This window comes from bacterium, assembly GCA_037147175.1.
Classification (GTDB): Bacteria; Cyanobacteriota; Vampirovibrionia; order Gastranaerophilales; family UBA9971; genus UBA9971.
In genome coordinates this window covers 1-12,441 of the sequence record JBAWVS010000025.1, presented here as the reverse complement: position 1 = coordinate 12,441, position 12,441 = coordinate 1, and the positions used below count along the sequence as shown (strand labels likewise).

At 27.7% G+C, this 12,441-nt stretch carries 13 protein-coding genes; 10 read left to right on the top strand and 3 right to left on the bottom strand.

What is annotated here, in order from left to right:
• Positions 1-17: 17 nt before the first annotated feature.
• Positions 18-1,577 (top strand): glycosyltransferase family 2 protein, encoded by a 1,560-nt coding sequence (locus WCG23_07385; GenBank protein MEI8389694.1) that lies wholly within the window; start codon positions 18-20, stop codon positions 1,575-1,577.
• Positions 1,578-1,583: 6 nt separating this feature from the next.
• Complete coding sequence (locus tag WCG23_07380) at positions 1,584-2,375, top strand: hypothetical protein (protein ID MEI8389693.1); 792 nt, start codon at positions 1,584-1,586, stop codon at positions 2,373-2,375.
• Positions 2,376-2,382: 7 nt separating this feature from the next.
• Here WCG23_07380 and WCG23_07375 read toward each other — a convergent pair whose 3' ends face one another.
• Positions 2,383-3,780, bottom strand: a complete 1,398-nt coding sequence (locus tag WCG23_07375) for a hypothetical protein (protein MEI8389692.1) — start codon at positions 3,778-3,780, stop codon at positions 2,383-2,385.
• Complete coding sequence (locus WCG23_07370) at positions 3,777-4,934, bottom strand: glycosyltransferase family 4 protein (GenBank protein MEI8389691.1); 1,158 nt, start codon at positions 4,932-4,934, stop codon at positions 3,777-3,779. The genes WCG23_07375 and WCG23_07370 overlap by 4 nt, the downstream gene beginning before the upstream one ends.
• A gap of 115 nt (positions 4,935-5,049) precedes the next feature.
• Here WCG23_07370 and WCG23_07365 point away from each other — a divergent pair, with 115 nt between their 5' ends.
• Together WCG23_07365 and WCG23_07360 are read left to right on the top strand one after the other, a co-directional pair.
• Positions 5,050-6,171 carry a glycosyltransferase family 1 protein gene (locus WCG23_07365; protein ID MEI8389690.1) on the top strand — a complete coding sequence of 374 codons (1,122 nt, stop codon included), beginning with the start codon at positions 5,050-5,052 and terminating at the stop codon, positions 6,169-6,171.
• Positions 6,168-7,067 carry a glycosyltransferase gene (locus tag WCG23_07360; protein MEI8389689.1) on the top strand — a complete coding sequence of 300 codons (900 nt, stop codon included), beginning with the start codon at positions 6,168-6,170 and terminating at the stop codon, positions 7,065-7,067. The genes WCG23_07365 and WCG23_07360 overlap by 4 nt, the downstream gene beginning before the upstream one ends.
• 33 nt (positions 7,068-7,100) lie before the next feature.
• On the opposite strand, the gene WCG23_07355 is transcribed toward WCG23_07360, so the two are convergent.
• Positions 7,101-7,970 carry a glycosyltransferase family 2 protein gene (locus WCG23_07355; protein MEI8389688.1) on the bottom strand — a complete coding sequence of 290 codons (870 nt, stop codon included), beginning with the start codon at positions 7,968-7,970 and terminating at the stop codon, positions 7,101-7,103.
• Positions 7,971-8,238: 268 nt separating this feature from the next.
• Between WCG23_07355 and WCG23_07350 the strand changes: the two genes are divergently transcribed.
• Genes WCG23_07350 through WCG23_07325 form a run of 6 tightly spaced genes read left to right on the top strand, consistent with a single transcriptional unit; the run spans position 8,239 to position 12,364 of the window.
• On the top strand, positions 8,239-8,640 hold the full coding sequence (locus WCG23_07350; protein MEI8389687.1) for an FdtA/QdtA family cupin domain-containing protein: 402 nt from the start codon (positions 8,239-8,241) through the stop codon (positions 8,638-8,640).
• 27 nt (positions 8,641-8,667) lie between these two features.
• The gene (locus WCG23_07345; protein MEI8389686.1) at positions 8,668-9,513 is read left to right on the top strand and encodes an FkbM family methyltransferase; all 846 of its coding nucleotides are present in this window, start codon (positions 8,668-8,670) and stop codon (positions 9,511-9,513) included.
• Positions 9,514-9,536: 23 nt separating this feature from the next.
• Positions 9,537-10,451 (top strand): hypothetical protein, encoded by a 915-nt coding sequence (locus tag WCG23_07340; protein ID MEI8389685.1) that lies wholly within the window; start codon positions 9,537-9,539, stop codon positions 10,449-10,451.
• Positions 10,448-11,041: a DapH/DapD/GlmU-related protein gene (locus tag WCG23_07335; protein ID MEI8389684.1), complete on the top strand. Its 594-nt coding sequence runs from the start codon at positions 10,448-10,450 to the stop codon at positions 11,039-11,041. Before WCG23_07340 ends, WCG23_07335 begins: the two co-directional genes overlap by 4 nt.
• The gene (locus WCG23_07330) at positions 11,022-11,480 is read left to right on the top strand and encodes a DapH/DapD/GlmU-related protein (GenBank protein MEI8389683.1); all 459 of its coding nucleotides are present in this window, start codon (positions 11,022-11,024) and stop codon (positions 11,478-11,480) included. The genes WCG23_07335 and WCG23_07330 overlap by 20 nt, the downstream gene beginning before the upstream one ends.
• On the top strand, positions 11,477-12,364 hold the full coding sequence (locus WCG23_07325; protein MEI8389682.1) for a GT-D fold domain-containing glycosyltransferase: 888 nt from the start codon (positions 11,477-11,479) through the stop codon (positions 12,362-12,364). Before WCG23_07330 ends, WCG23_07325 begins: the two co-directional genes overlap by 4 nt.
• Positions 12,365-12,441: the final 77 nt, after the last annotated feature.

The following is a 12,441-nucleotide window of genomic DNA, read 5'->3' as shown; positions in this document are numbered from 1 at the left end:
GTAAGTATTTAATTAAAATGAAAATTTCAATAATAACTGCCTGTTTTAATGCACAGGATACAATCGAAGAAACTATAAGAAGTGTCGCTAATCAAACTTATGATAATATCGAATATATTATCGTTGATGGCGCTTCTAGTGATAAAACATTGGAAATTATAGAAAAATATAAAGATAAAGTAACAAAACTAATAGTCGAGTCTGATAATGGTGTTTATAATGCCATGAATAAAGGTATAAAATTAGCCACAGGGGATTTGTTATTTTTCTTAAATGCGGATGATAGTTTAATTAATGAATTGGTGGTTGAAAAATTTGTTGAGCAATCTCAACAATCTAAAGCTGGATTGTTGCTGGGAAATATATTAATGCTAAATCGTTATACAGGCGAAATGTATTATGAAAACCATAAAATAGTAGATAAAATTAGACTAATTACCAGTTCGGTTTTTCATCCGGCGACATTTTTCAGAAAAGAAACTTTTGAAAAATATGGTTTCTATAATGAAAGCAATAAAATCGCTGGAGATTATGAATGGTATGTTAATTATTTCCAAAATGGTGGCGACTACAAATATGTTGATTTGCCTATTTCAATTTTTAGTTTAGGCGGATTGAGTTCAGATGAGAAATTCAATGTGGTTCACGAACAAGAACGAACAAAAATTCAGGAAAAATATTTTTCAAAACAAGAGCTCAATAATACTAATTTATTAAGGAAATTTTTTCCCAGAAAAATAAATAAAATTAAATTCAGAAAATTGTTGGAAAAACTAAAATTAAATGAATTTTATAATTTTGAACAAAATATTGTCAAAAAGTGGAAAGTCTACATAGTTTCGCACAATGTAGTTCATGATCATATGTATAAAAAAGATAAGCTCTTTAATAAAAATAATTATATTATATTTGATGTTTCTTCCGACAAAATGCAGATTTCAGACAAATATAGCATTGTGCATCAAATCGAATTGCAAAATTTTCAGAATTTGGGTAAATGGTGGGCAGAAAGTGAAGCGATTTATAACATTTATCACAATAAAGAACTATATAAAAATTTAGATTTTATCGGATTTTTGCATTATGACAAAGAGCTTAAAATTATTGAAACACATAAAACAGATATTACAAAAAGAATTAATAATTACATCAAGAATACACTTACAGGTCACGTTTGTTTTGAGATGCATAATACGATAAATGATTATAACCAAAAGATTTTAGCTGATATAAATCAACCAAATACTCTTGTAGGTGATGGATTAAATTGTTATGATTTTATTCTTAAAGATTATAACGATTATTTTAATATAAATTATTCTATTCAAGATTTTTTCGACAAAAAATACATAAATTTATGTTCTTGTTTTTTAATTGATATAAAAACATTTGAAAAAATGATGGGTTTTATGGAATATATTGTAAAAAATAAAAAATTGGAACTGCTTGATACTGAACATAAATATCGAATACAAGGCGGCTTGATGGAAAGATACTTTGGATTATTTTTAACTTTTGAATATGATAATTTTCTTAATCTAAATCTTCATCACCATTATAATAAGGGGTTAAAATAATTTATTATGCTTTCAATAGGAATTACAACTTTTAAAAGACGATTTGATTTGTTAAAAAATTTAATTAATCAAATCAGGAGTTTTGATGAAGACATAAGTATTCTTATAACCATTAATGCTGATAATGAAGAAGATTTCGATGAAAAATATCGAAAATCATTATTACAATATTTGTCAACAATTAAAAAGGCTTATCCTGTTTTTTTCCCGGCGTTCACAGGCTTGAGCAAAATGTGGAATACCCTTATTATTCATTCACCTACAGATCATATACTAATATTAAATGATGATATTAAATTTGAAGATTCTCAAATTATTCCTTTAATAGAAGCAAGAATAATGAAAAAAAATAATGATGATTTGAAAAATGATTTGCTGATTCTAAATAACAGCTGGTCTCATTTTGTTATTTCCAAACAACTTGCTCATAAATTAAAATATTTTGATGAAAGATTAATAGCTTTTGGAGAAGAAGACGGAGATATGTTCTGGAGATTTGAAAAAATATTCAAAGTTAAACCTCAACAAATTTCAATTGAAGGAATTTCAAATATAGCGGAAGGATGCGATATTGTAGCCTCTAACATAGAAACAACGAAATTATGCGGATCTGAACGACCTGTATTTAATAAAGAATTCATTTATAACTGTAAATACAAAAAAGCTTTTTGTGGAATTAAAGGTATGTTTGATTACAAAAGTAAGTGTATTAGCAATACATTACAACAATATCCTTATGAAAAATTCAAACAGGATAATAAAAACAATATACGAAAATTTGATAATATTATAAATTAGATAATAGCTAACACTTAATTACGCATAAAAACTTTTCGTGCTTGCAATCATATAGATTATTAAAAGTTATCGCATTCTTAATAAGAAATTCAAGGGAATTGTCGGGATTCAATCCTTTTAAGGTTATAGCAAAGTAACCTGACTTGCTTATAGCATCAAATAAACTTTTGCGTGTAAAAAAACGAATATTTTTTTCTGATAAAACTCCTAATTCTTTATATTGAAAATTTTTCTTAAAAATAATTTGATTTAAGATTTTAATATATCTAAAATTAGGAATAACCATTAATACATAACCATTTTTATTTAATTTAGGCTTTATTTTGTTCAAAATTTCAATAGGATTATAAAGTTGTGGTAAAGTTTCATCCAGAATTGCGCAATCAAAATAATCCTCGGACAATGTGTCAACTTCGCAAACTCCGTTATTAATTTCCGCATTAAAGTAGTCCGTCAGATTAAATTTTTTTGAAATTATTTCTTTTAATCCTTCGCTTGTTCCTATTTCAAGGACTTTTTTGGAAGTAGGAGCGATAAAATCCAAAATAGGATTGTCATTTATCGGATTAATAGTGTCTACATATTTCTTATCGTGCCTTTTGGACTGTATTAAAATATTTTTAAGCCTGTGAAAAACAGGGGCAGTTTTTAAAATTAAATTTTTATATTTTTCTTTATTTTTAACGATATATTCAGGGAAAGTATTGTCAATATTAACAATTTTGTATTTATATCCTCTCTCAAAGATATCTACACCGTCTAAAATTAAATTATTTAATCGGACTTCATTCAAGTAATACTCGTTGTTGTATTCTTGATGAGCAAATGATTGAATTTTTTCTTTTACTTTTTGAATGCCTCCAAGAAAACTAAAATGCCATCCGCCATTCTCAATTATTTGTCCTTGAATGTTTCTTATTTCGTTAGCAGTTTTACTAAAGTCTTTATAAAACAAAACCCTTGGACCTCTGAGCCAATATGGTTCTTTATCATTTATGTAATTAAGATAAAAATTATATTGATTTTGTTTAAGAACTTTTATCCCTTCAAAATTTATACAATTAGCGAGAGCTTTTGCATTTGGTATTTCATCAACATCAGAAATTATAATTATTTCGTCAGGTTTGCAGCTTTTAAGACCTTTTTCGATTGCATTTCTTTGAAAAATTTCACATTCCCATGCGGATTTGCATCCGGGAAATTCATCTATTACAATATGAATTATTTTTTCTTTAAAAGCTGAAAATTTTTGTTTATTTTCGTCAAAAATAAGTTTTTTGGGTTGATTAGTAAAAGTTTTTGAAGATTCTACTATAACAAACTTGTCAACAACTTCGTTAAGCTCATTAAATCTGATTTCAAGAAGTTCAAGCTCGTTATAGAACATAAAACAATCATAAATCATTTGAATCTCCTGTGTCTTCTCAAAGGAAAAAGTTGTTTTATATCAAGATAAATTCGTTTTAGTTTGTGAGTATAAGGATTTTTTATTACATCTCTGTAAATATTCATAATATTTTGCATTTGCTTTTCATAATTATACATTTCATCAAACCTGTTTAAAGCTTTTTCAGATAAATCTTTATAAAATTCTGTATTTGTTTCAATTTCTTTTAATTTTTGGGCGTATTCAACATAATTATTTACTACAAATCCTGCATTTCCTATACATTCTACATGTCCGTTAAATGCCTCAGAGATGTGAGAAACAATAGGCTTTCCAAAATGAAGAGCTTCTGCAATTGCAGTTGAGTTGAGTTCGCCGTCTTTTCTTCCATGTGCGTATACATTGAGCATTTTTATAAAATTATAAATAATCACAAAATCGCCGGTATGATCTAAAAAATAAACATTATCAAGTCCAAGCGCTGCAGCTTGTTTTTTATAATTATCTCCTGCTCCCAAAATCACAAACGCATTATTGTTATCAGAAATTTCTTTAAAAGCTTTTAACGGAATATCAGAAAAAATAGCATTGTCATTTCTTTGATGAAATCCGTAAATGAACTTATCTTGAAGTCCGAGTTCTGCTCTGAAATTTTTAAATTGAACTTCAGGAATAATCATGGGGTGAGAAACCATAACAATTCTATCTTTATCTCCACTCATTTCAATCCATTTATCTCTGCTGAAGTTGCTTATGTGCATTACTCGAGAAATGTTATATTGATTATCAACGCCTACAACATAATGTAAAGAATCAACTATCGGAATATTTTTAATATTACAGAACGGCTCTTCATATAAACCGCATCTGCCTGTTTGGATTAAGTCATAATTATTTTTGAATACATCAAAAAAATTTGTTTTATCTAACCAGATTTTTCCTCTATGAACTCTTTGTTTAGTTGTTTTAAACTCTATAACATTAACACCATTGTCAATTAAATACTGTTTTCTTGCTTCATTAGGCGGATTGTCTTCCTGATTTGCATAGAAATAATCAACTTCAAATTCGTTTTTAGGAAGTCCTGCTGCTATAGTTTGTAAGAATTTTTCGGTCCCGCCAAGTGTTAAACCATCATTCTTTATGAAAGCAATTTTAATTTTACTGAACATACTTCATAACCTGTATTCTGAATTTGAAAATTATTATAACAAAAAAGTAAGTATGTTATACTGACTTTGACAATTTATACGTAATTAACATTAAAAAGGATTTTTTAATATTTTTATGAAAATATTATATGACCCACAAATTTTTAATCTGCAAATATTTGGTGGCATTTCGTTATATTATAAAAAACTTTTGGAAGAATTTTATAAGGAAACGGATATAAATTTCAAGCTTCCGTTAATATATTCAGATAACAAATATCTAAAAAATCTTCAATTCATAAACGCATTCAGCTTAAATGGGAGAAATATCCCTTTTAAAAAGCAGTCTATTAAATTATTAAATGCAATAAATAGAAATAAAACTATAAAAGAACTTATTGATCAGGATTTTGATATTTATCACCCTACTTATTTTGATGACTACTTTTTAAATTACATAAAAAACAAACCTTATATTTTAACCGTTCATGATATGACTAACGAAGTTTTACCTGAATATTTTGTCTTTGATAAAAAGGCAGATGAAACTATTAAAATTAAAAATAGACTCATTGAAAAAGCAAATAGGATTATTGCAATATCAGAAAATACCAAAAACGATATAATTAAGTTTTGTGAGATTGATGAAGATAAAATTGATGTAATCTATCATGGTTTACCGTTTGAATCTTTAGAAAAACAAATGAAAAAATATGATTTACCTGAGAGGTATATACTGTTTGTTGGACAAAGATCTAAATATAAAAATTTTATTAATTATTTATTATCAATAAGTAATATTTTAAATGAAGATGAATCACTCTATTTAGTTTCAGCAGGTGGAAATCCTTTTACGGAAGAAGAAAAAGATTTAATTGATTCTCTTAAATTAACGAATAAGATAATTTACAAACCTATAGATAAAGAAGAATCTCTCATAACTTTCTATAAGAATGCTTTATGTTTTGTTTTTCCGAGTCTTTACGAAGGTTTCGGGTTCCCGATTCTTGAGGCGTTTCAATGTGATTGTCCCTTGCTAAGCAGTAATACAAGTTCTTTCCCTGAAATTGCCCAAAATGCAGCCATTTATATAGATCCTTATAGTAATGAATCTATGGAAGAAGGCACAAAGAAATTGATTTATAATGAAACTCTAAGACAGGAACTTATTATTAGAGGAAGAGAACAATTAAAAAGATTTAGTTGGAAAGAAACGGCTGAATTAACAAAACAATCATATATAAAGGTTTTACAATGAAAAAACAATTAGCAATAGTTTTAGGAGCAACAGGAAATATAACTTTTGGACTTGCAAATGTCTTGATGGGGCTAAAAAAATACAAAATTGAAATTCCATACGAGATAATTGTTTTTGGTCAAAATATATCATCAAATGATAAAAAATTATTAAACCAAATAATTCCAATTAATTTTATCGAATACAACTATCCCACTACAGGAGAAATACATTCCAAATCTACCTGTGATCGATTTACTCAAATGACTTTTTCAAGATATGAGTGTTTAACTTTATTAAATGAATACAAAAAAGTTTTATGGCTTGATGTTGATCTTCTGATTAAAGGCAACTTGACTCCCCTTGTGGCAGACTTTGATGCGCAAATAGGTCTCTGGCAGACCAAGCAACCATTAAAAATTAATTTCACTAAAAATATTGATGATTATAATATGGAAAGTTGTTTTTATAATGCAGGAGTAATCATTTTCAATGATACTCTTCTAAATTACAAAGATATAAAAGAATGGTGTTATAAAAAAACTAATGAACTTTCTGAACATCTTTACTGTGCGGATCAAGGGATTATCAACATTTTGCTTGAGGAATTCAAGCTTGATATTTTTAATATTGATGAAAAATATAATTGCCACCCCAGGTCAAAAAATGCTTCAACCGCTTCTGTTTTGCATCCTTATTGTGCAGAAAAATTCTGGAATTTTTATAACAATCAAGAATGGAATGAAAATTATAAAGAATGGATTCAAATGGGAGGAACGCCCTATTCAGGAAGTAAAGTAGGCATATTTGAAAGATTTATTAAAACAAAATATCCTGAAGTACCTAATCCTTTAAAATATCCACGAAATTTTAAAAATTATTTTAAAACTCAAAAATATAAAGATTTTGATTTCTAAAGTTTTAACCAATTTTTAACAAGTCTAGTGATTTTATTTGTATTTTTGAAGTAATTTATCAAAAATCAAATGCTTTTCGTTTAAAACCGTAGCCCATTTCTCAACAAACTTATCTTTGTTTATATTTGAATATAATAATGCTTTTTCATTATGAGATGTTCCTTCAAAATGTATAACTTCAGAGCCTGGTTGATACATTACTCTTAAACCTTTAAGTTCCCTTACTTTAAAGGCTAAATCAACATCTTCATAGTAAGCTTTATCATAAATTTCATCAAATCCATCAAGTTCTTTCCACAATTCTCTTGATAATAAAATAGAAGCTCCTGATATATAGTCTACTTCTTTAATATTATTAAATTGATTCAGGAATGGATTTTTATTTTGACCATGCCTATAGCTTTGCCCTTCTCTACTTATATAAGCTCCTGCTTCTTGAATCGTTGAATTTGGAAATACAAGCTTCGAACCAACCATACCGATATTTTCATCACTTTCAATAAGTTCAACCAAAGAAGACAGCCACATGGGTTGAACTTGAGTATCATTATTTAAAAATAATAAATATTTTCCATTTGCGTGTTTAGCAGCATTATTGCAGTTTCTTAGAAAACCCAGATTTTGTGAATTGCGAATTATTGTTAGATTACCAATCTTTTTTTGAATATATTCAGTTTCATCATTAGAGTTATCATCTGCAATTATAATTTCATACGAGAGATCTTTTGTATTTTGCAAAATTGACCATAAGCAAAGACGAGTAAAATTGTATTGATTATATACAGGAATAATTATTGAAACTATCGCATTATTAGTTTTTTTAAAAGTAAAAAACTCAGGAGTTGTTTTAAAACGGACAAACCTTTTTTTAAAAAGCAAAATTATTGCTTTTTTAAAACTCATTTCTTTTGTCACCAATGAATCAAACAATAACGTTCTGAATTTTTTTCTGTAATTTTTAAATGGTATTAGAAGGCAAAAAAACTTAATTAAATATTTAATCATTAATAATGTCCTTAATAAAGTTTAGTACTGTATAGATTTCATTAATATAGTATAATGCTAAAGTTTATTAAGTAAGTATGTGTTTAATTGTTAAATATTATGAAGAATTACCCTATAGAAATATTTAAGCTCTATAATAGGTTTATATAAATGTCTGGAGTAGGGAATGCAATATAAATTAATAGATTTAAATGTAAATGGAGATGATAGAGGCTCTTTAGTTGCTTTTGAAAAGAATCAAAATGTCCCTTTTGAAGTAAAAAGGGCTTTTTACATATTTGACACAAAAGGTGAAATCACAAGAGGCGTGCATGCAAATAAAAAATCGGAATTTCTTTTGATTGTTATATCAGGAAGCTGTAGAGTTAAAGTTGATACAGGGAAGGAACAAGATGATATTTTGCTTAATAAACCGCAAAAAGCTTTATATTTAAATAAGCTTGTTTGGAAAGAAATGTATGAATTCTCTCATAATACAGTGCTGCTTGTTTTATCTAACGAATATTACGATGAAAATGAATATATAAGAGACTATAACCATTTTTTCAACATGGTTAATAATGCTTAAATTGTAAGAATAATAAGGAAAAACAGAATGATAAAGAAACTTATAAGAAGAAAAATACATAAACGTATAATAAAATTTATGAAAAAATTCACTCAAGAAAAGGGGGGGCTTGAAGATTATCAAGTCCTTTTCAATGAACTTCATAAATGCTCAATAATAGGATTAAATATTGGCGGTACTTTAGAACTTAGTGATTCGGGTGAAGATTTAACTATAAAAAATATGATTAATATGATTAACATGATTGAAAATGAAGATGTTACTATATTTGACGTTGGTGCGAACGTTGGTAACTATTCAACAGAAATATTAAAAGGTTGCATAAATAAAAAACTTTATCTGCACGCTTTTGAACCATCAAAAGCAACATTTGAAAAGTTAAATAAAAATATAAATAATCCAAATGTTAAATTGAATAATTTTGGATTAAGTGACAAAGAAGAGACACTTACTTTATACAAAGACACTCCCAGTTCGGATTTAGCAAGTTTATACGATCGAAAAATTGAACATTTTAATATAAATCTGCATATTAAAGAAGAAGTTGAATTGAAAACCCTAGACCTGTATTGTCAGGCTAATAATATTAATTATATTGATGTATTAAAATTAGATGTTGAAGGACATGAATTTAACGTATTAAATGGTGCGAAAAACATGTTAAATGCAAAAAAAATTAAAATAATACAATTTGAATTTGGCGGATGCAATGTTGATTCAAGAACTTTTTTTAGAGATTTCTGGTATTTATTAAAAGAGAACTACAAAATTTATAGAGTACTTAGAGATGGATTGTTCGAATTTACTCAATATGAAGAACGGCAAGAAATTTTGATATACAGTAATTTTATTGCTGTTATAAAAGAAGATTAAATTATATAAAGGTACTCCAACAGATGAAATCGCACATCATAAAACTTTTATGCTCATTAATTCCTATAAAAAATTGGAGAAAATATTTAAGAACTAAATTCATAAATATTGACCAAAATACTGAAAAGATGAAATTAGGAGTTTCTTATTCTGTTTGGGATGGAGAAGAACTGCTAGAATCTTCATTACTTAATATTCGTCCTCTTGCAGACTATATAAACGTTGTTTGGCAAGAATTGTCTTGGTTTGGAAATCCCTGCGACCCAAAGTTACAACAAACATTAATTGAGTTGAAAAATAAAGGACTTATTGATGAAATTCTATTTTTCACACCTGTATTAAATACTTCGATAAGTCCAAATGATAACGAAGTGAAAAAAAGAAATATTGGATTAGAAGCGGCTAAAAAAGCAGGCTGTAATTATTTCATGCTTTTAGATACAGACGAGTTTTATGATAAAGAAGAGTTCGAAAAGGCAAAAAAAATTATTATAGATCAAAATATATCTCATTCAGCTTGTAATCAGGTCTTTTATTCGCATTTGCCTATATATAGGAATATAAACTACGAAACTTGGTTTGCGCCTTTTATATATAAAATTGATAAAAATTCAAAATTAATATTAAATGGGGGCGGTTATTATCCGATATTATTAGACCCTTCTAAAATTATCCCGATAAATAAAAAATCTAAATTTAGATTTTTGGGAGAGGTTACAATGCAACATTTTGGCTTAAGCCGTAAAAATATTATTCAAAAATTCAAAAATTCATCTGCAAATAATGAAAACAATAAGGATTTAGTGGATTTTTGTCTGAATAATGCTATAAATAATCAAAGTCTTTCAGAAGAAGAATTACTGTCGAAAAATTTTGTTAAAGTGCAAAACAAATTTAATATACCTGATTTTTACAATATTGAAAAAGGGGTATTATGAAGAAGAAGTTGATACATAAATATTTTCATTTATTATTTAATTTTAAAAAATATTTATATAAAAAAATATTATCCAATATAAACCCAAAAGGAAAGTATATTCTTTCACAACCAATTTTATTTTTAGGAAATGGAAATATTTTAATTGGAGATAATTCCGAACTTGGATATTTTCCTTCACCATATTTTTATTCAGGATATATGCATATTGAAGCAAGATCATCTGATTCAATAATAGAAATTGGGGCTAAAACACATATTAATAATAATGCTTGTATAATCAGTGACGGTTCAAAGATTGCAATTGGAAGTAATTGTCTTATTGGATATAATTTTCATGCATACGATACTGATTTTCACGGAATTAATCCTAAAAAAAGAGACCAACCCTCACCTGCTCAACCTGTGACAATTGGCGATAATGTTTTTATTGGCTCAAATGTAATGATAATGAAAGGTGTCAGTATCGGAAACAATTGCACAATTGCAGCAGGCAGCATTGTTACCAAATCGTTTCCTGACAATGTTATAATTGCCGGTAATCCGGCTAAAATAATCAAAGAGGTTGGTAATGAACTCACTATTTCATAAGTCTTCAGAAGTTAAAAGTAAAAATATTGGTGAAAATACAAAAATATGGCAATTTTGTGTGATTTTAGAGAACGCAGAAATAGGCAAAAATTGCAATATTTGCAGCCACTGTTTTATCGAAAATGATGTAAAGATTGGGAATAATGTGACTATTAAGTGTGGCGTACAAATATGGGACGATATTGAGATAGAAGATGATGTTTTTATTGGTCCTAACGTAACATTCTCAAACGATAAATATCCAAAATCAAAACAACAACGAGGTAAAATTTCAAAAACAATTGTTAAAAGAGGTGCTTCAATTGGTGCCGGTGCCGTAATACTTCCGGGCATAACAATAGGAGAAAATGCTTTAATAGGAGCAGGTTCTGTTGTGACAAAAGATGTTAATTGTAATAAAATAGTTGTCGGAAATCCGGCCAAGGAGATTAAAAATTGAGTTTGATTACTTTTTTAAATAACCTAAGATATCTATTCAGATTTGATATTAAACAAATAAACTTAAAGGCATCTAATAGTGTTTCTTACGAAGAAATAAATGCAATATTGAACAATTACAGATATGAATTAAAGGATGAGTTGGCGGATTTGCCTGTGCCAAAAATTAAAACAGCAGAAGAAACCATTGAAGACTTAATTAAAAACAAAAAATCAATAGCCCGGTATGGAGACGGCGAATTTATGGCCGCACTGGGATATGATATGGCCTATCAAAAAGTACCTCCTGATATGGCAAAAAGGCTAAGAGATATTTTAGTTTCCAACGATGAAAATATTTATATAGGTATTGCGAGTATTTATTTTAAGTCTTTGAAAGGTATTTATCCTGATGCTGTAAAATTTATTAGAAGTTGGTGGGGAGCCAGAAACCAGGAAAAATTTTTAACGTTATTTGATTTTAATAAACAATATTACAATACTGAATTTTCTCAATTATATTCAACATACATGGAATATGATTTTGAAAAACACTTTAATAGAATGAAAAAAATATGGGATAAAAGAGATGTTACCATAATACAGGGTAAGGGAATCAGAGATAATCATGAGTATGATATTTTTGAAAATGCAAATTCTGTAAATTACCAATTTGGACCAACACGTGACGCCTATTTTGAATATGATTCCATATTAGAAAACGCTTTAACGATACCAAAAGATAATCTGGTTATTTGTATTCTGGGTCCTACTGCAACAATACTTGCTTATGACTTGGCTAAACATGGCTATCAGGCATTAGACTTGGGACATGTTTCAAAGGATTATGAATGGTATAAACAAAAAAAAATAAAAGACGGCGTCGATTTTTATAAACTGGATTAGAGGACAACAAAATGAAATTATTTAAGAGGTCATCTGAAAAGTATTGAAAAATAGGTCACAATATTGTTAGGTATGTA

Excerpts from the sequence above, each read along its gene's own strand:
- WCG23_07385 (MEI8389694.1), top strand. The coding sequence starts at position 18 with ATGAAAATTTCAATAATAACTGCCTGTTTTAATGCACAGGATACAATC.
- WCG23_07380 (MEI8389693.1), top strand. The coding sequence starts at position 1,584 with ATGCTTTCAATAGGAATTACAACTTTTAAAAGACGATTTGATTTGTTA.
- WCG23_07375 (MEI8389692.1), bottom strand. The coding sequence starts at position 3,780 with ATGATTTATGATTGTTTTATGTTCTATAACGAGCTTGAACTTCTTGAA.
- WCG23_07370 (MEI8389691.1), bottom strand. The coding sequence starts at position 4,934 with ATGTTCAGTAAAATTAAAATTGCTTTCATAAAGAATGATGGTTTAACA.
- WCG23_07365 (MEI8389690.1), top strand. The coding sequence starts at position 5,050 with ATGAAAATATTATATGACCCACAAATTTTTAATCTGCAAATATTTGGT.
- WCG23_07360 (MEI8389689.1), top strand. The coding sequence starts at position 6,168 with ATGAAAAAACAATTAGCAATAGTTTTAGGAGCAACAGGAAATATAACT.
- WCG23_07355 (MEI8389688.1), bottom strand. The coding sequence starts at position 7,970 with ATGAGTTTTAAAAAAGCAATAATTTTGCTTTTTAAAAAAAGGTTTGTC.
- WCG23_07350 (MEI8389687.1), top strand. The coding sequence starts at position 8,239 with ATGCAATATAAATTAATAGATTTAAATGTAAATGGAGATGATAGAGGC.
- WCG23_07345 (MEI8389686.1), top strand. The coding sequence starts at position 8,668 with ATGATAAAGAAACTTATAAGAAGAAAAATACATAAACGTATAATAAAA.
- WCG23_07340 (MEI8389685.1), top strand. The coding sequence starts at position 9,537 with ATGAAATCGCACATCATAAAACTTTTATGCTCATTAATTCCTATAAAA.
- WCG23_07335 (MEI8389684.1), top strand. The coding sequence starts at position 10,448 with ATGAAGAAGAAGTTGATACATAAATATTTTCATTTATTATTTAATTTT.
- WCG23_07330 (MEI8389683.1), top strand. The coding sequence starts at position 11,022 with ATGAACTCACTATTTCATAAGTCTTCAGAAGTTAAAAGTAAAAATATT.